Annotated in this window: 12 protein-coding genes; 6 read left to right on the top strand and 6 right to left on the bottom strand. The window is 62.1% G+C overall.

Annotated elements, in window-relative coordinates; genetic code table 11:
- The first annotated feature begins 54 nt into the window (after positions 1–54).
- The 3 genes from ACRRSD_RS05395 to mnmH all read left to right on the top strand — a co-directional run bounded on the left by ACRRSD_RS05395 (position 55) and on the right by mnmH (position 12,909).
- The gene (locus tag ACRRSD_RS05395; protein ID WP_435037407.1) at positions 55–10,578 is read left to right on the top strand and encodes an autotransporter-associated beta strand repeat-containing protein; all 10,524 of its coding nucleotides are present in this window, start codon (positions 55–57) and stop codon (positions 10,576–10,578) included.
- 193 nt (positions 10,579–10,771) lie between these two features.
- The gene (gene selD, locus ACRRSD_RS05390) at positions 10,772–11,806 is read left to right on the top strand and encodes a selenide, water dikinase SelD (protein ID WP_435037406.1); all 1,035 of its coding nucleotides are present in this window, start codon (positions 10,772–10,774) and stop codon (positions 11,804–11,806) included.
- Positions 11,806–12,909, top strand: a complete 1,104-nt coding sequence (gene mnmH, locus ACRRSD_RS05385; RefSeq protein WP_435037405.1) for a tRNA 2-selenouridine(34) synthase MnmH — start codon at positions 11,806–11,808, stop codon at positions 12,907–12,909. The genes selD and mnmH overlap by 1 nt, the downstream gene beginning before the upstream one ends.
- A 119-nt stretch (positions 12,910–13,028) precedes the next feature.
- Here mnmH and ACRRSD_RS05380 read toward each other — a convergent pair whose 3' ends face one another.
- Positions 13,029–13,703: a hypothetical protein gene (locus ACRRSD_RS05380; RefSeq protein WP_016985322.1), complete on the bottom strand. Its 675-nt coding sequence runs from the start codon at positions 13,701–13,703 to the stop codon at positions 13,029–13,031.
- Between the two features lie 344 nt (positions 13,704–14,047).
- Between ACRRSD_RS05380 and ACRRSD_RS05375 the strand changes: the two genes are divergently transcribed.
- Together ACRRSD_RS05375 and hemB are read left to right on the top strand one after the other, a co-directional pair.
- Positions 14,048–14,746, top strand: a complete 699-nt coding sequence (locus ACRRSD_RS05375; protein WP_435037404.1) for a glutathione binding-like protein — start codon at positions 14,048–14,050, stop codon at positions 14,744–14,746.
- A gap of 160 nt (positions 14,747–14,906) precedes the next feature.
- Entirely contained in the window at positions 14,907–15,881 is a 975-nt protein-coding gene (gene hemB, locus ACRRSD_RS05370) for a porphobilinogen synthase (RefSeq protein ID WP_435037403.1), read from the top strand.
- A gap of 124 nt (positions 15,882–16,005) precedes the next feature.
- On the opposite strand, the gene ACRRSD_RS05365 is transcribed toward hemB, so the two are convergent.
- Together ACRRSD_RS05365 and ACRRSD_RS05360 are read right to left on the bottom strand one after the other, a co-directional pair.
- The gene (locus ACRRSD_RS05365) at positions 16,006–17,541 is read right to left on the bottom strand and encodes an FAD-dependent oxidoreductase (protein ID WP_435037402.1); all 1,536 of its coding nucleotides are present in this window, start codon (positions 17,539–17,541) and stop codon (positions 16,006–16,008) included.
- A gap of 312 nt (positions 17,542–17,853) precedes the next feature.
- Positions 17,854–20,058 (bottom strand): TonB-dependent receptor, encoded by a 2,205-nt coding sequence (locus ACRRSD_RS05360; RefSeq protein WP_435037401.1) that lies wholly within the window; start codon positions 20,056–20,058, stop codon positions 17,854–17,856.
- A gap of 273 nt (positions 20,059–20,331) precedes the next feature.
- Here ACRRSD_RS05360 and ACRRSD_RS05355 point away from each other — a divergent pair, with 273 nt between their 5' ends.
- Entirely contained in the window at positions 20,332–21,423 is a 1,092-nt protein-coding gene (locus ACRRSD_RS05355) for a DUF1615 domain-containing protein (RefSeq protein ID WP_435037400.1), read from the top strand.
- A gap of 70 nt (positions 21,424–21,493) precedes the next feature.
- Here ACRRSD_RS05355 and ACRRSD_RS05350 read toward each other — a convergent pair whose 3' ends face one another.
- The 3 genes from ACRRSD_RS05350 to ACRRSD_RS05340 form a co-directional block, all read right to left on the bottom strand.
- Entirely contained in the window at positions 21,494–21,934 is a 441-nt protein-coding gene (locus ACRRSD_RS05350) for a phage infection protein (RefSeq protein WP_435037399.1), read from the bottom strand.
- Between the two features lie 133 nt (positions 21,935–22,067).
- Positions 22,068–22,760, bottom strand: a complete 693-nt coding sequence (locus ACRRSD_RS05345; protein ID WP_435037398.1) for an anti-sigma factor — start codon at positions 22,758–22,760, stop codon at positions 22,068–22,070.
- Positions 22,757–23,290 (bottom strand): sigma-70 family RNA polymerase sigma factor, encoded by a 534-nt coding sequence (locus tag ACRRSD_RS05340; RefSeq protein ID WP_435037397.1) that lies wholly within the window; start codon positions 23,288–23,290, stop codon positions 22,757–22,759. Before ACRRSD_RS05340 ends, ACRRSD_RS05345 begins: the two co-directional genes overlap by 4 nt.
- Positions 23,291–23,413: the final 123 nt, after the last annotated feature.

Below are 23,413 nucleotides of genomic sequence, written 5' to 3'. Positions count from 1 at the left end.
AGCACGGCTCCGCGCGCCCTCAAGGAAGAAATTGGCCACGACAAGGAGTAGCCCGTGGAAGCAAGGTTTGGTGTCGCCCTCGTTTCGCGCTTTTCCCCTCTTTCACTTGCTGTGCATCTAAGTGTTGCCGGGCTGTTGTTCGGCGGCGTCAGCGCACCTGCGTTGGCCACGTGCTCCACGTCGGGTTCAACGGTGACCTGTACCGGCGTGCCGAGCCTGCCGCTGTTTCTCAATAGTTTTTCCAGCGCCACCAGTGGCCTGACGGTTAACGTCAACAGTGGGGCGCAGATGAACGCGACCCTCGGCGGCCATGTAATGGACCTGACCGGGGTGAACATTTCCCTGAACAACTCCGGCACCATTGACCCGGCGCTACTCGGCCTGGTCTCGGTGTTGAGCGGCGGTGCGTTCATCGGCACTGGTGCTACGAGCACGGTCAGCGTGCTCAACAACGCCAGCGGGATCATCCGTGGTACGGGCATGCTGCTCGGGCTCAACCTGACCAGCATCGACGGTCTGGCGATCGGCGTGAACAACGCCGCAGCCGGCACCACCAGCATCACCAACAACGGCACCATCACCTCGACCGGACTCTCGATCGGCGGCATCACCCTGGCCGACACTCCGGTAGTCGGCGTTTACGGTGGCTCGCAGGTCAACATGACCAACAGCAGCACCGGTGTGATCAACGGTCGGATCGCCTTCGAGACCTCGGCGGCGGGCAACACCTTCACCAACGCCGGTGCGATTACCGGCGGCGTGTCGATGGGCGCGGCCAGCACCAACACCTTCACTGCGGTGACCGGCTCCAGCGTCAACGTCGGTGACGGCGTGCAGATCAGCGTCGGCCTCGGCGGTCTGGTCAATATCAACCTGACGTTCGCCCCGACCGGTACGGTCGATGGCGGCGCGGGCGGCACCAACAGCCTGATCCTGCAAAACCCTAGCGGTGTCGGCGGCGGTATCACCGGGACTGGCACGGCATCGAGCGCGACCTACGTCAACTTCAACAACCTGACCCTCAACAGCGGTACCTGGACCTTGCAGGGGCCACTGGTCAGCGGCGCGACCACGCTCAATGGCGGTGTCGCCCAGTTCAACAACAACGCCACTTTCGGCAGCGGTGTCTTGACCTCCAACGGCGGGATTCTGCAGGCCAGCAATGCCGGGCTGAACATCAGTAACCTGATCTCCCTCGGCGCTGGCGGCGTCACAGTGCAAGGCACCAACGCGACCACGTTGAGCGGGGTGATTTCCGGCAGCGGCGGCCTGACCAAACTCGGCACCAGCCAGTTGAATCTCAGCGCTGCCAACACCTATCTGGGCAACACCACGCTCAATGGCGGCACGGTTCAGATCAGTAACAATCAGGCATTCAGCACCGGAACCCTCAATGTCACCGGTGCGACAACACTGAGCGCACCCGGCACGATCAGCCTGAACAACGCCATCAACCTCGGCGGCACATTGACCGCCGGCGGCACCGGCGCGCTGACCCTCGGCGGTTTGATCAGCGGCAGCAGCGGCCTGACCAAAACCGGCAGCGGCAGCCTGACCGTCAGCGGCGCCAACAGCGGCTTCACCGGCACTACCACCCTGAGCGCCGGCAGCCTGCTTGTGACTAATAACAACTCGCTGGGCAGCGGCGCGCTGAACACCGCCGCCGGTACCAGTCTCGACAGCACCGCTAACGTCACTCTGGCCAACAACATCGCGATGACTGGTGCGCTCAACGTGCTCGGCAGCAATGCCCTGACCCTTGGCGGCGTGTTGTCCGGAACCGGCGCGATTACCAAATCCGGCAGCGCCAGCCTGACCCTCAGCGGCAACAACACCAACAGCGGCAACACGCTGCTCAATGCCGGCAGCCTGTTCGTTGGCAGCAACACCGCGCTGGGGACCGGCGCGCTGAATGCGGCGGCTGGCACCACACTGGATGCGACCACCGCGGTGACCCTGGCCAACGCCGTCGCGCTGGCGGCGGATCTGACCCTCGGCGGCACACAGGCGCTGGGCCTGAGCGGTGTCATCAGCGGCACCGGCAACCTGATCAAGAACGGCACCGCGAACCTCAGCCTCAGCGGCAATAACACCTTCTCCGGCGGCACCGCGCTGAATGCCGGCACGCTGATTGTCGGCTCCAACACCGCGCTGGGCACTGGTACCTTGACCACGGCAGCCGGAACTACGCTGGACGCCAGCACCGCAGTTGCGTTGACTAACGCCGTCTCACTCGGCGGCAACCTCAACGTCGGTGGCAGCGCCAACCTGACCCTTGGCGGGATTGTCAGCGGCAGCGGTGGGCTGACCAAAAACGGCGCGGCCAACCTGATTCTCAACGGCGCCAACACCTTCCTCGGCGCGATTGCGTTGAACGCGGGCACGATCACGGCCGGTGCCAACGCGGCGCTCGGCAGCGGCAATATCACCGTTGGCGGCGTGGCCAGTCTCGACAGCAATGCGGCGGTGACCCTCAACAACGCGGTCATTCTCAACAACAGCCTGGGCATTGGCGGCAGCAACGCATTGACCCTCGGCGGGGTAATCAGCGGCGCCAGCCAACTGGTGAAAAACGGCGCCGCCAATCTTACGCTCAACGGCACCAACACCTACAGCGGCGGCACCACGCTGAATGCCGGCAGCCTTACTGTTGGCAACGGTGCTGCACTGGGCACTGGCGCCTTGTCGGTGGAAGGTGCGGGCACGCTCAACAGCAGTACGGCGATGACGCTGAACAACAATGTGATCCTCAACGCCAACCTTACCGCTGGCGGCGCCAATGCGCTGACCCTTGGCGGCGTGATCAGTGGCGGCAACGGGCTGATCAAAACCGGCGCTTCGAGCCTGACCCTCAACGGCAACAACACCTACACCGGCACCACGGCGCTGAATGCCGGTTCGCTGATTGTCGGCTCCAGCACAGCCCTTGGTACCGGCACACTGAACGCCTCGAACGGCACCTCCCTCGATGCCAGCGCCGCCGCGACGCTGGCCAACAACGTCAACCTCGCCGGCACTCTGACCTTGGGCGGCACCAATGCGCTGACCTTGGGCGGCGTAGTCGCCGGTATCGGTGGGCTGACCAAGAACGGCGCTGCCGACCTGACCCTCAACGGCGCCAACAGTTATTTCGGCAACACCGTGTTGAACACCGGCAAACTGACCGTCGGCAGCAACACCGCGTTGGGTTCCGGCACGTTGAATGCGGCGGCCAACACCACGCTGGACGCCAACACGGCCGTCAGCCTGAATAACGCGGTGGCGCTGGCCGGTGCCTTGAACATCGGCGGCACGGCGAATATGACCCTGACCGGTCTGGTCAGCGGCGCCGGCAGTCTGGTGAAAGACGGCGCGGCCAATCTGATTCTCAACGCCGCCAACAACTACCTCGGCGGCACCACGCTGAACGCCGGCACCCTGACCGTTGGCAACAGTTCGGCGCTGGGTTCCGGTGCGCTGACCGTCGCTGGCGCGGCAACGCTGGACAGCAACTCGCCGCTGGTCAGCCTCAACAACGCCGTCGCCCTCAATGCGGCGCTGACCGTGGGCGGCACGCAGAATCTCACCCTCGGCGGCGTCACCAGCGGCACCGGCCAGTTGATCAAGGACGGCGCGGGCAATCTGACGCTCAACGGCAACAACAGCTTCAGCGGCGGCACTACGCTCAATGCCGGCACGCTGACCCTGGGCAATGCCAACAGTCTGGGCAGTGGCGGATTGATCGTCGGCGGTGCGGCGACGCTGGATAACAGCGCCTCGTTCGGTATCGGCAACGCGATCACTTTGAACGCCGGGCTGACGGTTGCCGGTAACAACGATTTGAGCCTGAACGGCATCATCGACGGTGCCGGCAGCCTGACCAAGAACGGATTGTCCGACCTGACTCTGGCGGGCAACAACACTTTTACCGGTGCACTGAATATCGTGTCCGGCAGCGTCACCACACTTAACACCAATGCGCTGGGCAATACCTCCGGCGTCAACATCAGTGCCGGCGCCGGGTTGAATCTGGGCAGTGACGCCAGCCTCGGCGCACTGACCGGCAGCGGCAGTGTGCAACTGACCGGCAGCAACTTGCTGACCGTCGGCAGCGGCAACGTCACCAGCACCTTCGACGGCGATCTCAGCGGCAGCGGCAGCCTGGTCAAAGTCGGCACCGGCACCTTGAACCTCACTGGCATCAACGGCATTACCGGCAACACCGCGATCGATGGCGGTATCGTGAATCTCACTGGTTCGCTGGGCAGTGCGCAAGTCAACGTCAATACCGGCGGCACCCTGACCGGTACCGGCTCGGCGCTCGGCGCGGTCAACATCAACAACGGTGGGCATCTGGCGTTGGCGTCGGGTAACACCTTGTCGGCGAGTGCTCTGACGCTCGGCGCCGGCAGCAACGTCGATGTGGCGCTGGGCACGCCGTCGACCGCGTCGCTGATGAACGTCGGCGGCAACCTCACCCTCGACGGCAATCTCAACGTCAGCGATGCCGGCGGTTTCGGCGTTGGCGTGTATCGCCTGTTCAACTACACCGGCGCCCTGACCAATCTCGGTCTGGACGTGGCCAGCGTGCCGGTCGGTTACGGCCTCGGCGACCTGGTGGTGCAGACCGGCGTGGCCAATCAGATCAACATTCAAGTGTCGGCGCCGAACGTCAACATCCGTTACTGGGACGGCAGCCAGACCATTGCCAACGGTGTGGTCGATGGCGGCAGCGGTACGTGGAACGCGGTCGGCACCAACTGGACCGACGCCAACGGTTTGGTCAACCAACCGTGGGCCGGCGACTTCGCGGTGTTCCAAGGCACCGCCGGCACGGTGACGGTGAACGGCACGCAAGCGTTCACCGGCATGCAATTCCTCACCGACGGTTACAACGTGGTCAATGGTGCGGCGGGACAACTCACGGCGGTCAACGGCACCGGCGGCACCACTTCGTTGCGCGTCGATCCGGGCGTGACGGCGACCATCAATGCCAATATCGATGGCAGCGGCATCCTCAATAAACTCGATGCAGGCACCTTGGTGCTCGGTGGTGCCAACACTTATACCGGCGGCACGCAACTGGACGGCGGCAAGATCATCGTCGGCAGCAACACCGCACTCGGCACCGGAACGTTGACGGCGAATGCCGGCACGCAGCTGGACAGCAACGCGGCGGTGACACTGGCCAACGCCGCGACACTGAACGGCAACCTCACCGTGGTCGGCAGCAATGCACTGACTCTCAACGGTGTGATTGGCGGCACTGGTGGCCTGATCAAAACCGGCACGGCGAACCTGACCCTCGGTGGCAACAACGCCTTCCTCGGCCCGGTAGCGTTGAATGCCGGCGGACTGATTCTGGCGTCGAACTCGGCGCTGGGTTCCGGCACCTTGAACGCGGCGGGCGGCACTACGCTGGATGCGAGCACTGCGGTGTCGCTGAACAACGCGGTCAACCTTGCGGGCAATCTCGGCATCGGCGGCACGGCGGATCTGACCCTGGCCGGCACGATCAACGGTGCCGGCAGTCTGAGCAAAAACGGCGCAGCCAACCTGACCCTCAGCGGCAATAACAACTTCCTCGGCGGCACCACCCTGAACGCCGGCACCCTGACCGCCGGTAGCAACTCGGCGCTGGGCCTGGGCAACCTCACCGTAGCCGGCGCGTCGGCGCTGGACAGCAACAGCGCGCTGAGCCTGGGCAACAACGTCGTGCTCAATGCCAATCTGAGCAACGTCGGCAGCAACAACCTGACCCTTGCTGGCGTCGTCAGCGGCGCGGGCGGGCTGATCAAGAACGGTGCGTCGAACCTGACGCTTAACGGCATCAATACTTACTCCGGCGGCACCACACTGAACGCCGGTACGCTGACGCTCGGCACTGGCGGGTCGCTGGGCAGCGGCGCGCTGACCGTGGCCGGCGCTTCCACCCTCGATAACTCAGCACCGCTGGTGCTGGCCAACAACCTCAACGTCAATGCCAATCTGACCTTGGCCGGAAATAACAATCTGACCCTCGGCGGTGTCATCGCCGGTGCCGGCACGCTGAGCAAAAACGGTCTGGCCGACGTGACCCTGAGCGGCAACAACACCTTCAGCGGCACCTTCGATGTCGCGTCCGGCAGCCTGACCACGCTCAGTGGCGCGGCGCTGGGCAACAACGCCACGGTCAATCTCGCTAGCGGCGCAGCGCTCAATCTCGGTGCCTCGGGCAGCCTTGCCGGTCTCACTGGCAGCGGCACTGCGCTGATCGGCACCGGCAATACGTTGAGCCTCGGTGGCAACAATGTCAGCAGCACCTTCGCCGGCATCCTCAGCGGTGACGGTGGCCTGAGCAAACTCGGCAGCGGCACGCTGACCCTCAGCGGCATCAGCGACCTGACTGGCGACACCAACGTCAACGCCGGCACCTTGCAGGTCAACGGCTCGCTGGCCAGCGGCAATGTGCTGGTCAACAACGGCGGCACCCTCGGCGGCAGCGGCACCCTGACCGGTGCCGTGACGGTGGCCGATGGCGGTCATCTGGCGGGCGTCACCGGCAGTACGCTGAGCGCCAGTTCGCTGCTGTTCAACGGCAACTCCAACTTCGACGTCGGCCTCGGCACACCGGTGTCCGGTGGCGGCAATGCACTGGTTAATGTCGGCGGCAACCTGACCCTCGACGGCACCCTCAACGTCAGCGACATCGGTGGTTTTGGCAGCGGCGTCTATCGCCTGATCGACTACACCGGCGGCCTGACCGACAACGGCATGCTCTTCGGCACACTGCCGGGCAGCGTGACGCCGGGTGATCTGACACTGCAAACCGCAGTGGCCAATCAGATCAACCTGTTGGTGACTGCACCGGGCGTCACCGTGCAGTTCTGGGACGGCAATCAGCTGGTGGCCAACGGTTCGGTCGAAGGCGGCAGCGGTACCTGGGGCACCGGCACCACCAACTGGACCGACGTCAACGGCACCACCAATCAGGCCTGGACCAACAATTTCGCGGTGTTCCAGGGCGCGGCCGGCACAGTGACCGTTAACGGCGCACAAACCATCACCGGCATGCAGTTCGTCACCGACGGCTACAGCCTGGTGAATGGCACGACGGGTTCGCTGAACCTGGTCAACGGTTCGCTGGGCAATGCCACGGTGCGGGTCGATCCGAACGCTACGGCAACCATTGGTGTTGCGCTCAACGGCAGTGGCACATTGGGCAAATACGACACGGGTACGCTGGTGCTCAACGCGGCCAACGGCTACACCGGCGGCACCGCGCTGAACGGCGGCAAGATCGTGGTCGGTAACAATGCGGCGCTTGGCACGGGTGTGTTGACCGCTGCTGACGGCACGGCGCTGGACAGCAATGCGGCCGTCAGCCTGGGTAACGATGTGGTCGTCAACGGTGGTTTGACCGTTTCCGGTTCCAACGCCTTGACCCTCGGCGGTGTGGTCAGCGGCAGCGGCAGCCTGATCAAGGCCGGCGCGTCGAGCCTGACCCTTAACGGCAGCAATACCTACAGCGGTGGCACTCAGCTCGCTGGCGGCACGCTGATTCTCGGCAACAACAGTGCAATCAGCAGCGGCGCGCTCAACGTGACTGGCAATGGCACCCTCGACAGCACCTCGGCGCTGCAACTGGCCAACGCCGTCAACCTTGGCGCGCAACTGACCCTGGCCGGCAATCAGAACACCACGCTGATCGGTGCGGTGACCGGCACCGGTAGTCTGGTAAAAAACGGTGCCGGTGACCTTGTGCTCAGCGGTGCCAACACCTACAGCGGCGGGACCACCCTGAACGGCGGCACGACGCGCGGCGATACCAGCAGCCTGCAAGGTGCAATCGTCAACAACGCGACGCTGACCTTCGAGCAAAATGCCGATGGCAGCTACACCGGCAACCTCACCGGCGTCGGTACGCTGAACAAAACCGGCACGGGTGAACTCCTGCTGGCCGGCAACAACACCTTTACCGGCAACACCTCGGTGCAGGCCGGTAACCTGATCGTCAACGGTGTGCTCAACAGTGCCAACGTCAATGTCGCCAGCGGCGCAAGCATCGGCGGTGGCGGTCAGCTCGGTGGCGCTGTGCAACTGGCCGACGGTGCGACGCTGGCCGGTGGCGGCATCGCGACGCCATTGTCGGTCGGTTCGCTGGCACTGTCCTCGGGGACCAATCTGGACTTCAGCCTCGGTTCGGCGACCAGTTCGACCACCGTGGTCAACGTCGCCGGTAACCTGACCCTCGACGGCACGCTGAATGTCAGCAACGCCGGCGGCTTCGGCACCGGGGTTTATCAACTGTTCAGCTATGGCGGCAGCCTGACCGACAACGGTCTGGTGTATGGCAGCCTGCCGGTGTCGGCGGCCAATCTGACCCTGCAAACCGCCATCGCCAATCAGATCAACCTGCTGGTGCAAGGCACGCCGGGTGAGGTGCAGTTCTGGAACGGTGGCACCACCAATCCGGACGGCAGCATCGGTGGCGGCAGTGGTGTATGGGGTCCAGGCACCAACTGGACAGATCCGAGCGGTACTCAGGCCTTGGCTGCAAATGGTCAGTTCGCGGTGTTCGGTGGTCAGGCGGGTACGGTTACCGTGCAGGGCAATCAGAACTTCACCGGCCTGCAATTCCTCTCCGGCGGCTACAGCCTGGTTCCGGGGGCTGGCGGTACGCTGACGCCAGTCAACGGCGTGGATGGCAGTCTCGCGCCAGTGCGGGTCAATGCCGGCGCAAGTGCGGAAATCTCCGTACCGCTGGTGGGCACGGGCGGGATCGAGAAACTCGATTCCGGCACGCTGGTGCTCAGTGGCGCCAACACCTACAGCGGTGGCACCACGGTCAGCGGCGGTACGCTGGTCGGTAACACCACCAGCCTGCAGGGCAATATCCTCAACAATGCTTCGCTGCTCTTCTTGCAGAACTTCAATGGTCAGTTCAACGGATCGCTGCGCGGACTTGGCGCGATGCTCAAACGCGGCACCGGCACCTTGCTGTTGACCGGTGATAATCCGTTCAGCGGTACGGTTGCGGTCGATCAAGGCGTGCTGCAAGTCGGCAGCCTCGCGGCGCGCGCCTCGCTGGGCGGGCAAGTCACCGTGGCCAACGGTGCGGGGTTGAGCGGTAACGGCAGCGTCGGCTCGGTGGTCAACCATGGCGTTGTCGCCTCGGGCTCCGAAGCGGGCACCCTGAGTGTGGCCGGTAACCTGACCAACGCCAGCGATGGTGTGCTGGCGCTGACGGTCAGCTCGCCAACCGCGACTCCATTGGCAGTCGGCGGCACGGCGACACTGGGCGGTGGCCTGCAGGTCAACTCGCTGGCACCGTTCACCGGCAACACCACGTACTCGCTGATCACGGCGGGCGGTGGCGTGAATGGCACCTTCAGCGCAGCGGACCTGCCGCAATACGCGTTCCTCAACACGGCACTGGTGTATGACGCCAACGCAGTGAATCTGGTGGTCAGTCGCAACGGCAATTCCTTCGCGGATGTCGCCGCCACTGGCAATCAGTTCAGAACCGCCACCGCGCTGTCGAACAACGGCCCGGCGGGCGCGGCGTTGCAGAACGAAATCGTCAACCTCAGTGTCGCCGGTGCGCGTAATGCCTTCGACAGTCTGTCCGGTGAGATCCACGCCAGTACCGCCAGCGCCATCCTTGAGGATTCGCGTTACGTACGTGACGCGGTCAACGATCGCATGCGCCAACCGTCGTGCAGCGCGGCGGATGATCCACGCCGTGCCTTGGCGCCAAGTGGCAACCAACTGAGCAGCAACGGTTGCCACGGCGAAATGGTCGGCTGGGCGCGGGCACTTGGCGCGTGGGGTGAGTCGGATGGTGACAGCAACGCGGCGAAACTCGACCGTAACCTCAGCGGTTTCATGCTCGGCACCGACAAGCAACTCGATGACCAGTGGCGCGTGGGCATGGCCGCCGGTTACACCCGCAGCGACCTCGATGCGCATGATCGTCGCTCGGATGCCACCGTCGAAAGCTACCACCTGGCGGCGTACCTCAACTCGCAGTTCGATGCCCTGGCGGTGCGCCTCGGCGCGGCTTACAGCTGGCACGACATCGAAACCAAGCGCAACGTCAGCGTCGGCAGCTACAACGACCGTCTGAAAGCCAACTACGACGCACGCAGCGCCCAGGTGTTCGGTGAAGTCGGTTACGCGATCGATGTCGGCGGCATTGCCCTCGAGCCGTTCGCAGGTTTGGCCTACGTCAACTACGACACCGACAAGGCCAAAGAGAAAGGCGGAGTAGGGCGCCTGGAGGCCGATGCCGATCAAGACATCACCTTCTCGACCCTCGGTGTGCGCGCCGGCAAAGTCATCACCCTGGCCAACGGCGGGCAATTCACCCCGCGCGCGGCGCTCGGCTGGCGACATGCATTTGGTGACACCAAGCCTGACGCTGATCTGACCTTCATCGATGGCGGCGCTTCGTTCAGCACCCAGGGCGTACCGATCGCCAAGGACAGCGCCATTGTTGAAGCGGGGGTCGACTTCCAGATCAGCCCGACCGGCAAACTCGGGATCGGCTACTCGGGCCAACTGTCGAACGACAGCAACGACCATGCAATGACCATCAGCTTCAGCCTTGGCTTCTGATTTAGGGTCGAAGTACTTTTAGCCGCCCGTAAGGGCGGTTTTTTTAAGATCAAAAGATCGCAGCCTTCGGCAGCTCCTACATTTCGATTTGTGTAGGAGCTGCCGAAGGCTGCGATCTTTTGAACTGTTGGCTTTCGGTCCGGCCGTCCGTGCTCTGCTAGAATCCGCCCCATCAACAGCCTGAGACTCCCCCATGAGCGAGCCGATTCGTCTGACCCAATACAGCCACGGCGCCGGTTGCGGCTGCAAGATTTCCCCGCAGGTGCTGGAAGTGATTCTGGCCGGTAGCGGTGCCCAGAACCTTGATCCGAAACTGTGGGTCGGCAATGCCTCACGCGATGACGCGGCGGTGTACGAGATCGATGCCGAGCGCGGTGTGGTCTCGACTACGGACTTTTTCATGCCGATCGTCGATGACCCGTTCGACTTCGGCCGCATCGCCGCGACCAACGCGATCAGCGACATCTATGCGATGGGCGGTGATCCGTTGATGGCGATTGCGATCCTCGGCTGGCCGGTCAATGTGCTGGCGCCGGAAGTGGCGCGCGAAGTGATTCGCGGTGGCCGTGCCGTGTGCGACGCCGCGGGCATTACGCTGGCCGGCGGGCATTCGATCGATGCGCCGGAGCCGATCTTCGGCCTCGCCGTGACCGGTCTCGTCGAAAAACGCCACATGAAGCGCAACGACACCGCTACCGCCGGTTGCCTGCTGTACCTGACCAAACCGCTGGGCATTGGCATCCTCACCACCGCCGAGAAGAAGGGCAAATTGCGCGCCGCCGACGTCGGTGTGGCCCGCGACTGGATGTGCACCCTGAACAAACCCGGCAGCCGTTTCGGCAAACTCGCCGGTGTTACCGCCATGACCGATGTCACCGGTTTTGGTCTGCTCGGGCATCTGGTGGAAATGGCCGATGGCAGCAAGCTCACCGCACGCATCGCCTATGACCGCGTACCGCGTCTGGACAGCGTCGAGTATTACCTCGATCAGGGCTGCGTGCCCGGCGGTACGCTGCGCAACTTCGACAGCTACGCGAGCAAGGTCGGTCGCGTGCAGGAGCTGCATAAACGCGTGCTCTGCGACCCGCAAACCAGCGGTGGTCTGCTGATCGCCGTCACGCCTGAAGGCAATGAAGAGTTTCTTGCCGTCGCCGCCGAACTGGGCCTGAACCTTGAGCCAATCGGCGAACTGGTTGAGCGACAGACGAACGCAGTCGAGGTGATTTGATGCTCCGCGACTGCACTGACTACCGTGACATTTTTCTCAACGACCGGCCGCTGATGGATGCCCGCGCGCCGATCGAGTTTCACAAGGGTGCGTTTCCCGGCGTGATCAATCTGCCGCTGATGAACGACGTCGAACGGCAGAAGATCGGTACCTGCTACAAACAGCACGGTCAGCAGGCCGCCATCGAATTGGGTCATCAATTGGTGTCTGGCGCGGTGAAGGCTGAGCGCATCCAGACCTGGGCCGAATTTGCCCGCGCCCATCCTGATGGATATCTCTATTGTTTTCGCGGCGGCCTGCGTTCGCAGATCACTCAGCAATGGCTGCGTGACGAGGCCGGCATCGACTATCCGCGTGTCGGCGGTGGTTACAAGGCGATGCGCAACTTCCTCATCGACACCCTTGAGCAAGCGATCGCGCAATGTGATTTCGTCTTGCTGGGTGGCATGACCGGCACTGGCAAGACCGAAGTGCTAGTGCAGTTGCGCAATGGTCTGGACCTGGAAGGGCACGCCAATCATCGCGGCTCCAGCTTCGGCAAACGCGCTACCGGGCAGCCGTCGAACATCGATTTTGAGAACCGCCTGGCCATCGACATCCTCAAGAAACGGGACGCGGGTTTCGCGCAGTTTGTGCTGGAGGACGAGAGCCGGGTGGTCGGCAGTTGCGCCTTGCCGCTGCCGCTGTATCAGGGTATGCAGCAGTACCCGATGGTCTGGCTGGAAGACAGTTTTGCCGATCGCGTCGAGCGGATCCTGCGGGATTATGTGGTGGACCTGTCGGCGGAGTTCTCCGCGGTGCATGGCGAGGAGGGTTTTACGCTGTTCGCTGAACGCCTGCTGGAAAGTCTCAATAACGTGCAGAAACGCCTGGGTGGCGAACGCCATCGACGCATGCTGATTTTGATGGAAGATGCGTTGGCGGAGCAGGGCCGAAGCGGCGCGGTGGATTTGCATCGTGGCTGGATCGAAGGATTGCTGCGTGAGTATTACGACCCGATGTATGTGTTTCAGCGCGAGAAGAAGGGCGGGCGGATCGAGTTCGCCGGGGAGCGTGGGGCGGTGCTTGAGTATCTGCGTGAGCGGGTGAATCAGAAGGTTTGAGGTTGTTGCGGCTGGCCTCTTCGCGAGCAGGCTCGCTCCCACAGGGGATTTGTATTTCACGCCGATCCAATGTGGGAGCGAGCCTGCTCGCGAAGGGGCCGGGCCAGGCCACACAACACTCAGGTCGGGCAGGTTTCCTTGCCATGATCCAGTCCCTGCTTGTAACTGTGGCTCTGCAAACTGGCCTTGCCGTTGTGCCAGGTCAGGGTCAGCACATACAGCGAGTCAAAGTCGTTGCCCGCCCAGTCCTCGGTGATGTTCTGCTTCTCGCCGACCGCTTTACCGGCCACCTTGTTGATCAGCTCCGGCAGATAGCCGTGGGACCAGGCGGTGTAGATCGTCGAGTTGTGATACTTGTCTTCGAGCAGTTCGCGGGCCAGATCGCTGGTGTCGTTGGCCGAAAACTCGATGTTCACCGGCAGGCCTAGCTTGATCGCGGCGGGGCTGATGGTCATCAGTGGGCGGATGTAGCTGTAGGAGTTATCCAGCTCACCTTCTTCGACATTGCGCGTCGGATTGGCGGCGAACACGTAATCGGCCTTGCCGAATTTTTCCGGCAGCAGCGTCGACAGGTCGATGGCGCGGTTCAGGCCCTGGCAGTTGAGCTGGCCGAGACCGCCCTCGGGCTTCTCGGCGTGGCGCAGGAACACCAGGGTCTGGGTGCCGTCCGCCGGTTGTGCGCGGCTCTCGCTGGACTCAAGCGACAGGAACAGCGCACTGACGGCCAGCAGGGAAGGCAGGGCCACATACGCGCGGTGTTTGAAGCGTTTGGCGAAACGCATAAGGTTCGTCATGTAGTAAGAAGATTCTTCAGCTGATTCAGTTAAGGCTGACAAACCTTTACACCGCGAGCTCCCAGCACCGGGTGTTTTCCATGTCGTGAAGCGCTTCCTCTGCAACAAAGGCATAGCTCAGAGTCCCCTGAGGGCCGTTTGGTTCGATCGTCAGAGTGCGCAGCACTCTAACGGCAACCTTCAACGGTCTGGCCGCAGGTTAGCGACAGGATGTTACGGGTTCATGTAGGCGCTGCCGCAGGCTGCGATCTTTTGCTGTTGCCGGAGGCTCAAGATCAAAAGATCGCAGCCTGCTGCAGCGTCTACATTATGATCAGGCTTTAATTTGTGACTGGATGCTTCCCATGACCGATCTGTCCGCGTTCCCGATCACCCAGAAGTGGCCGGCGCAGTACCCTGACTGGATTCAGCTCTATTCCTTGCCGACGCCCAACGGCGTCAAAGTCTCGATCATGCTCGAGGAAATCGGCCTGCCGTATGAGCCGCACAAGGTCGCTTTCGACGCCAATGATCAATTGTCCGCCGAGTTCCTGTCGCTGAACCCGAACAACAAGATCCCGGCAATCCTTGACCCGCATGGTCCCGATGATCAGCCGCTGCCACTGTTCGAGTCCGGTGCGATCCTGATTTATCTGGCCGACAAAAGCGGCCAGTTGCTGGCCCAGGAAGGCGCGCTGCGCTACGAAACCATCCAGTGGCTGATGTTCCAGATGGGCGGCATCGGCCCGATGTTCGGCCAACTCGGCTTCTTCAACAAATTTGCTGGCAAGGATTACGAGGACAAGCGCCCGCGTGATCGCTATGTCGATGAAAGCAAACGTCTGCTCAAGGTGCTCGACGGTCGGCTCGAGGACCGGGACTGGATCATGGGCGAGCGCTACACCATCGCCGATATCGCCACGTTTCCGTGGGTGCGTAACTTGATCGGCTTCTACGAGGCGGGTGATCTGGTTGGCATTCAGAACTTCCCCAACGTCACTCGCGTGCTGGAACGCTTCCTCGCCCGCCCAGCGGTGGTTCGCGGCCTGACCATTCCCTCCTGACACCACACATCCCCTGTAGGAGATTTGGGTACTCTCTGGGATTATTACACCCCCGGTAATGCACTCTTGATTGATCCAGGTTTGTACGCCAACCCCCGCAAGGCATAAGCTTCGCCCCCTACGACTTTCGTCTCATCTGCCGTTTTCAGGAAAGGCCCTCATGTCCAGTCAGTTCCCCGAAGCACGTCCCCGCCGTCTGCGCCGCAATGCGAGCCTGCGCAGTCTGTTCCAGGAAACCGAATTCAGCCTGAACGATCTGGTCCTGCCGATTTTCGTTGAAGAAGAGATCGACGACTTCGTGCCAATCAACAGCATGCCCGGGGTGATGCGCATTCCCGAGCGCAAACTGGCCAGCGAGATCGAGCGCTATGCCCGCGCCGGCATCAAATCGGTGATGACCTTCGGCGTGTCCCACCATCTGGACAGCAATGGCAGCGACACCTGGCGCGAAGAGGGGCTGGTCTCGCGCATGTCGCGCATCGCTAAAGATGCCGTGCCGGAAATGATCGTGATGTCCGACACCTGCTTCTGCGAATACACCGATCACGGCCACTGCGGCGTGATGCACAACCATGAAGTCGACAACGACCAGACCCTGATCAACCTCGGCAAACAAGCCGTGGCAGCGGCCCGCGCCGGTGCCGACGTGATCGCGCCATCGGCAGCGATGGACGGTCAGGTGCGGGCGATTCGTCAGGCCCTGGATGCGGCCGGATTTACTCAAATTCCGATCATGGCCTATTCGACCAAATTCGCTTCCGCGCTGTACGGCCCGTTCCGCGAGGCCGGTGGCAGCGCGCTGAAGGGCGACCGCAAAAGCTATCAGATGAACCCGATGAACCGCCGTGAAGCCCTGCGTGAATCGCTATTGGATGAACAGGAAGGCGCCGATGCGCTGATGGTCAAACCGGCCGGCGCGTATCTCGACATCATCCGCGACATCCGTGAGGCTTCGAACCTGCCGCTGGCGGCGTATCAGGTCAGCGGCGAGTACGCGATGATCAAGTTCGGCGCACAGGCCGGGGCGATCGATGAGGATCGCGTGGTGCGCGAGAGCCTGGGCACGATCAAGCGGGCGGGGGCGGATTTGATCTTCACTTACTTTGCGATGGATCTGGCACTGGCCGGGATCTAAAGACCAACGCGTTACCCCTGTGGGAGCGAGCCTGCTCGCGAAAGCGGTTTATCAGCTGACATTAGTGTTGACTGACACGACGCTTTCGCGAGCAGGCTCGCTCCCACATTTGATTTGTGCTGGGTCAGGGGCAGTTGAAGTAAGGCCGGATCCCGTGATCGCGGAAGTAGCGTTCGATGACTTTTGGGTCGGCGCTATTGTCGGCAATCGCCACATAGGTATCCGGGCGCAACAGATAAAAGCCGTTACGCCCCAACCCAGCCGTTTCAAACGCCGGACGCCAGTCGAACACATGCAGCGGCAAGTGATGTTCATGGCACCAGGCAATCATCTCGTCGCTGGTGTCGCCGTAGACATGCACCTGCCAGCACGATTGCCGTAGCGGTTCGTAGTTATCCCCCTCACCATCATGCGCCCACGGCAAACGGTCGCCACCGTGGACGTGGCCGGCCGCGCCCTGGCTCAGCGGCATGCCGCGGTAGTTGAGGGTGACCTGCGACACCGTGCGAAAAAGGAACTCGCGACTAGCCTCGAACGAGGCCATTTTCGGGATCAGAAACGGTGCCACGCGCATGCGCAGCAGATCGGCCATACGCCCTTCGGCGGTGACGAAACTGAAGACTTTGTCGGTGGTCGACACCAGCCGACGGGCGAAGGCCTTGCGTTCGGTTTCGTAGCTGTCGAGCAGGCTGGGTTCGGCGCCGCCGCTGAGCACTGCGGCGAGTTTCCACGCCAGATTGATCGCGTCGCCAATGCCGGTGTTCATGCCCTGACCGCCCGCCGGGCTGTGCACATGGGCGGCATCACCAAGCAGAAACGTGCGGCCGCTGCGAAAATGTTCAGCCACGCGGTGATGCACGCGGTAGGTCGAGAACCAGTGGACGTCTTCGATATGCACTTTCAGGTGTTCGATGGCACGGCTGCTGACATCGGAAAACTCCAGGGTTTCGGCGCGATCTGCGCGTTCGTCGCGCACGGTGCCGATCAACCGTGCCCGGCCTTCGCCGGCCAGTGGGAACACCGCGAGAAAGTCCGCTTCATCCAGATCCAGGTGCAGCTCGCCGTTCATCGCCGGGCCGCTGGCCTTGACGTCCGCCACGTAGAAAATCTGCTGATAGGTGCCGCCGGGAAATCCGCTGTCGAGGCTTTTGCGCACCACTGAGCGGGCGCCATCACATCCCGCCAGATAACAGGCCTGGCAGATTTCCTGTTCGCCATCGGCCAGGCGCAAATGCGCGGTGAGGCCATCACCGGTTTCCTCGAAGCTTTCCAGCGTGGTGTCGCGTTCGACCATGACGCCGTAATCTTCGAGGCGCTCGATCAGCAGTCGTTCGTGCTCATCCTGCGGGAAGATTTCGACGAACGCGTAGGGCGTCAGGCCTTCGCCGATGCGGTTCAGTGGCAATTGCGCGACAGGTTTGCCATTGACCCAGAAATTCGCTGCCGCCACCCGATGGCCGTTGCGCACCACGGTGTCGGCCAGATCCAGTTGGCGATACAACTCAAGGGTGCGCGCCTGCACTGCCAGCGCTCGCGAAGTGGTGCCGGGCGCGGAGGTTTTATCGATGATGCGTACGCGTACGCCGAGTTTGCTCAGCCACAGGGCCAGCACCAGACCGGTCGGGCCGGCGCCGATGATCAGAACGTCGCTGCGGTTCATGGGGCTGTCCTCCGGTTACTGTGCAGCAAGTATGGATCAGCAGGAGAGGGTGGCCAGTTGATCGGCCAGACGGAAAAAGGCCCCGCAGCGGTGAGGCTGTGGGGCCTTTTTTGGGTGTTCGGCGGGAGGGCTGTTGTGCTGCGTAGATCCGGGCCCCTCACCCAAGCCCTCTCCCGAGGGAGAGGGAGCCGATTTGTGTATTTTTTAAGACTTGAGTTCGACTCGATATTTCAGGTCGGTGTAACTTGCAAGAACACCTCGGTCAGTCCCCTCTCCCTCCGGGAGAGGGCTAGGGTGAGGGGCTTCTCAGCTTTAGAAATCGATAGTGCCGGACAACTTGGCAACCCGCGGTTCACCCTGAGTCAGATAACCACCCTGAGCCGATTCCCAATACTTCTTGTTCGCCAGATTCTCCACGCCCAGACGCACGGTCACGTCCTTCTCCGAAACCTTGAACGCATAACGCGCACCCGCATCAAAACGGTTCCAGGTCGGCAGGCTGAGGTTGTTAGCCGCATCCGCATATTGACCGCCGGTACGCAGCATCCGCGCATTCAGCGCTACGCCTTGCAGGCCCGGTACATCCCAGTCGGCGCCGGCGTTGAACTGGAAGGTTGGCACGCCGATCGCACGATTGCCGTCGTTGGCACCGTTGAGAGTGTTCTTCAGTTCGGTGTCCATCAGGGTCAGACCGCTGATCAGACGCAAGCCCTGGATCGGCTCGCCGAACACGTTCATTTCCACGCCTTTGTTGATCTGCTCGCCTTCACGCACATAGGTGCAGGTAGTGGCGCTGTCGATTTCGCAGTAACCATCGCTCGGCTGCTCGATGCGATAGACACCAAGGCTCGCGCCGTAAGTGCCCATGTCGACTTTCACCCCGACTTCGGTCTGCTTGGAGCGTTTCGGCGCATAGACTTCGTTGCCGTTGGTCACGCGGAAGCCGCCGGAGCTGGTCGGCGAAGTCGGGCCCTGGGCCAGGCCTTCGATGTGGTTGGCGTAGAACGACACATGTTCCCACGGTTTGAACACCACGCCGTACACCGGTGTGGTGATCGATTCGTCGTAGCTCGACTTGCGGTCGCCGCTGCCCCAGCTGGCGTAGTTGTAGCCTTGCACCACCAGTTGCTGGCGACGCAGGCCGGCGGTGACCAACAGGCGATCATCGAAGAAACCGAGGGTGTCGGAAATCGCGATGCTGCGGTTGAAGGTCTTGCCGGTGATGCCCGGATCATTCAAGTTGCCGCCGGCAAAGTTGCCCACCGGCGACGGTGTTTGCACCGGGTGATAGATGTTGTTGGCGTACTTGGTCAGGTCGAAGTCATAGGCGCTGCGTTGTTCGGCCCAGATCCCGGTCAAGCCGAAGTTGAGCTTGTGGCTGACCGGGCCGGTGTTGAATTTACCGTTGAGACCTGCCATCACGCTGGTGTTGTCTTCATCGTGGGGAATGAACGAGCCGGTGGTGAACGACGCGCCGCTATTACCTACCAGGGTGGTCGAGTTGTAATTCCCGACTTCACGGGTGTGCTTGGCGCCACCAGCGGCGTAGGCGGTCCAGTTGTCGTTCAGGTCGTACTCGGCGCGGAGCATGCCGAAGGTATCTTCGATGTCGGTGTAGCCCCACTTCGGCGCGTAGTTGGTGTCGGCCGATGGCGCGTCCGGAATGTGTGTGGCGGTGCCGAGGTTGACCGAGTTGCGGCCACCGTTGACGCGCTCTTTCTGGTAGGCGAAGTCGCCGGAAATACGCAGGGCATCGCCGCGATAGTCGAGGCCGATGGCGAACAGTTTCGAGCGCTGGTTCTCGTGGTCGATACCGGTGTCGCCTTCACGCTGGGACAGGTTGATCCGTGCGCCGAAACGGTTGTCCTCACCGAAACGCTGGCCGATGTCGAAGTGATGACCGATGCGCCCTTCGCTGTTGATGTCGGTGGTGTAACGACGCAGCGGCACATCGCCGGCGCGCTTCGGCTGCAGGTTGACGCCGCCGCCGATGCCGGAGCCGGTCGGGGTTACGCCGTTGATGAAGGCGTTCGGGCCTTTGAATACTTCCACGCGCTCCAGGGCGTCGGTGGAAATGATCTGCCGGGGCAGCACGCCGTACAGGCCGTTATAGGAAATGTCGTCGCCGTTCAGTGGCAAGCCACGGATCATGAAGACCTGCGCCTGGTTGCCGTAACCGGACGCCTGACGTACTGACGAATCGTTGAGCAGCACGTCGGCGACGTCTTCGGCCTGCTGATCCTGAATCAATTGTTCGGTGTAGGAGGCGGCGCTGAATGGCACGTCCATCATGTCCTGATTGCCCAGCACGCCGAGTTGACCACCACGGGCGACCTGACCACCCGCGTAAACCGGGGGCAAGGCGTTGGGCGTTGGGGCCTGGGCATTGACGTTGACGTCGTCCAGCACCAGCGCCTGGTTATCGCCTTCAGCGGCGTGAGCGGTGACGGTCAAGGAGCACAGCAGGGCGAGAAGCGTCGGGCGAAACGGGACGGCGAGTCGAGCTGAAACGGGCATGTAAAGGACCTGAGGCGCACGGCCGGTGAGAAAAATAAGGGCGGCGCGGGAACTCCTTGCGCAAATGCGACTCCAGGCACAAATGATAGATTTTCTCAGTAACGTTTTGCAATCAGTTTGTCATCACCCTCTCAAAACACACATCACCTGTAGGAGCTGCCGCAGGCTGCGATCTTTTGATCTTTTTTTTTAAAATCAAAAGAACGCAGCCTGCGGCAGCTCCTACACGGATTGTGTATGGTGGTTCGGGCTTAACGGACTGGATAAAGCTTCATGCAAAACTTTCGATTACCGATCACCCTCGCCGCACTGCTGGTGCTCGCCGGGTGCGCGGGGCAGCGCAGCCAGGAACCGGTGCCCCGCGCACCCGCTGAAGTGAAGGCCGAGATCGTGCGGCTGATGCCGGCCAAGACCGCTGACCGGCAAGGTTGGGCCACCGACATCTACGCCGCGTTTGCCGCGCAGAACATCAGCCCGACCACGCAGAATCTGTGTTCGGTGCTGGCCGTTGCCGAACAGGAATCCACCTTCCAGGCCGACCCCACCGTGCCCGGCCTGGGCAAGATCGCCCGCGACGAAATCGACCGTCGCGCCGCGAAAGTGCACATCCCCAGCCTGTTGGTCAGCGGCGCATTGCAAGTGCGTTCAACCAACGGCAAGACCTACAGCGAACGCCTGAATGCGGCACGCAGTGAAAAAGAACTCAGCGCGATCTTCGACGACTTCATCGGTCGTGTGCCGATGGGCCGCACGTTGTTCGGCGGCTTCAACCCGGTGCACACCGGCGGGCCGATGCAGGTCAGCATCGAGTTTGCCGAGCAACACGCCAAGGATTATCCGTATCCGGTGGACGGCACGATCCGCCGTGAAGTGTTCAGTCGACGCGGTGGCATGTATTTCGGTATCGCGCACTTGCTCGGCTATCCAGTGAGTTATCGCGAGCCGCTGTATAGGTTTGCCGATTTCAACGCAGGCTGGTACGCCAGTCGCAATGCCGCGTTTCAGAATGCGGTCAGCCGCGCCTCGGGCATTCCACTGGCGCTCGATGGCGACCTGATCCGCTACGACTCGATCATGCCCGGCGGCACGGAGCTGGCGGTACGCACCCTCGGCAAGTCCTTGGGCATGCGCAACCCGACCATTCGCGATCAACTGGAAAAGGGTAAAACCCTGGAATTCGAAGAGACCAGACTCTATCAGCGGGTGTTCGAACTGGCGGAGCAAGCGGAGAGGAAAAAGCTGCCGCGTGCGGTGTTGCCAGGGATCGTGCTGCAGAGCCCGAAGATCACCCGCAAACTGACGACGGCGTGGTTTGCCAAGCGTGTGGACGAGCGCTACAAGCGCTGCATGGCCAAGGCCGGGTAAATCAGACAGACATAAAAAACCCGGCCAAGGGAGCCGGGTTTCTCTGGGTTGTTGCGCTTGCAGCCATTCATCAGGCAACGCGACGTTCGATCAGACGATCCGAGCCACCTTCAGCAACGCGACGTTCGATCAGACGATCCGAACCACCTTCAGCAACGCGACGTTCGATCAGACGATCCGAGCCACCTTCAGCAACGCGACGTTCGATCAGACGATCCGAGCCACCTTCAGCAACGCGGCGTTCGATCAGACGATCCGAGCCACCTTCGGCAACGCGGCGTTCGATCAGACGATCCGAACCACCTTCGGCAACGCGACGTTCGATCAGACGATCCGAACCACCTTCGGCAACGCGACGTTCGATTAGACGATCCGAACCACCTTCAGCCACACGGCTTTCGATCAGTTTGTCCGAGCCGCCTTCAGCGATCATGGTGTGGGCCGGGGTAGCGGCGAAAGCGTTGATAGCGAAGACCGAAAAAGCGATACCGAGAAGAGTCTGGCGTTTCATGATTGTGTGCTCCGGGGGTGTTGTTGGTTGGTATGGAGCAGATGTTACGCCGGAGATTTTTTATGAGAACTTCACAGCCGTGATGGTGAACATCGACGCCGATGATGGTTGCCGAAACCCGCAGATCAGAGCCTTACAACACCTTCACAGCGCGCCCGATCGCCTGAATCGGCCCGGTCGGTTTGCCGATTGGCGAGCCATTGGCGCCTTCCAGCGTCAGCTCGAACAACTGGTTCGGTTGCAACGGCGGCAGCTTGTCCAACGGCACCGACAAGGCCTGCCCGGGTTTGACCAACCCTAGCGATACCGGCCCTTGCCAGCCATCAGCCTTGGTCCAGAATTCCAGCGCCTTGTCCGCCGGCACCTCAACCACGCCCAACGGAATCAGCTGAATTTCCCGCGAGTTGCTCGCCTGAATCACCCAGCCCGGCGCTTTGTCCTGCGGCGCCACCAGCACCACCAGAAAGCTTGGTTTCGGCGTGGTTTGGGTCAGCAGGATCGAACCCAGAATCAACGTGGCGGCCAATCCGATAGCACTCAACCCGCGCCAGAGTGGCAGCAGGTTCCACCATGAGAGGGCAGGATTATTGTGCGTCAGCCGTTCGACACTGCGCTCAATGCGCTGCCACAGTTGCGCCGAAGGTTGTTGCGGTTCGGCCAGCTCGGTCAGTTCCAGCAGACGCCGTTCCCAGGCATCCACCGCTGCACGCAATTCAGGATCATTCGGCAAGCGCCGTTGCACCTCGATCCGCTGTTCAAAAGAAAGCGTGCCGAGCACATATTCGCCGGCCAGTTCATCGCGGTCTTGCGCTGATTCGCTGGTCATCCCATGCACTCCCGCAAGGCGTTGAGGCTGCGTTTGATCCACGCTTTGACGGTGCCCAGTGGCGTGTCGAGACGCGCGGCAATCTGCGCGTGGCTGTAGCCGTCGACATAGGCATGCAGGATGCAGTGACGGCGTTGCGGCTCCAGTTGCTCCAGACAACGGTGGATGCGCGCCGAATGCACGTGGGCGTCGAAACCATCATCGTCCACCGCCACTTCGTGAGCTTCGTCGAATGGCGTTTCCCGGCCATGATCGCGCAGCAGATTCAGCGCCAGATGCCGGGTCACGCTGAACATCCAGCCACGCGCCGAACCGCGTGCCGGGTCAAACCCCGCCGCGCCGTTCCAGATCTTGATGAAGGTCTCATGAACGATGTCCTCCGCCAGCGCCGTGTCGCGCACCAGACGCTTGGCCACGCCGAGCAGACGCGGACCTTCCTGCACATACAAATCGCGCAGGGCCGACCGCTCGCCGCGGGCACAGGCAGCGAGGCGGGCTTCGTAATCGAAAACGGATTCGGCTAAAGGCATGGCGTGCAATCTAGCTCACATTCCGCAAACATCCACACAATCCAATTCCACCCTGTGGGAGCGAGCCTGCTCGCGAAGGCGGCGTGTCAGCCGATACATCCTTCTCTGACCCACCGCCTTCGC

Origin of the sequence: Pseudomonas neuropathica, assembly GCF_051174785.1 — a bacterium.
Lineage (GTDB): Bacteria > Pseudomonadota > Gammaproteobacteria > Pseudomonadales > Pseudomonadaceae > Aquipseudomonas > Aquipseudomonas neuropathica_A.
The sequence above is the reverse complement of the archived record's forward strand: the minus strand, read 5'-3'. Positions and strand labels throughout refer to the sequence as shown.

Bases quoted from the DNA above. Each gene is read 5' to 3' on its own strand.
- selD (WP_435037406.1), top strand. From the start codon at position 10,772: ATGAGCGAGCCGATTCGTCTGACCCAATACAGCCACGGCGCCGGTTGC.
- ACRRSD_RS05350 (WP_435037399.1), bottom strand. From the start codon at position 21,934: ATGAAACGCCAGACTCTTCTCGGTATCGCTTTTTCGGTCTTCGCTATC.
- ACRRSD_RS05345 (WP_435037398.1), bottom strand. From the start codon at position 22,760: ATGACCAGCGAATCAGCGCAAGACCGCGATGAACTGGCCGGCGAATAT.
- ACRRSD_RS05360 (WP_435037401.1), bottom strand. From the start codon at position 20,058: ATGCCCGTTTCAGCTCGACTCGCCGTCCCGTTTCGCCCGACGCTTCTC.
- ACRRSD_RS05355 (WP_435037400.1), top strand. From the start codon at position 20,332: ATGCAAAACTTTCGATTACCGATCACCCTCGCCGCACTGCTGGTGCTC.
- ACRRSD_RS05365 (WP_435037402.1), bottom strand. From the start codon at position 17,541: ATGAACCGCAGCGACGTTCTGATCATCGGCGCCGGCCCGACCGGTCTG.
- hemB (WP_435037403.1), top strand. From the start codon at position 14,907: ATGTCCAGTCAGTTCCCCGAAGCACGTCCCCGCCGTCTGCGCCGCAAT.
- ACRRSD_RS05340 (WP_435037397.1), bottom strand. From the start codon at position 23,290: ATGCCTTTAGCCGAATCCGTTTTCGATTACGAAGCCCGCCTCGCTGCC.
- ACRRSD_RS05375 (WP_435037404.1), top strand. From the start codon at position 14,048: ATGACCGATCTGTCCGCGTTCCCGATCACCCAGAAGTGGCCGGCGCAG.
- ACRRSD_RS05380 (WP_016985322.1), bottom strand. From the start codon at position 13,703: ATGACGAACCTTATGCGTTTCGCCAAACGCTTCAAACACCGCGCGTAT.
- mnmH (WP_435037405.1), top strand. From the start codon at position 11,806: ATGCTCCGCGACTGCACTGACTACCGTGACATTTTTCTCAACGACCGG.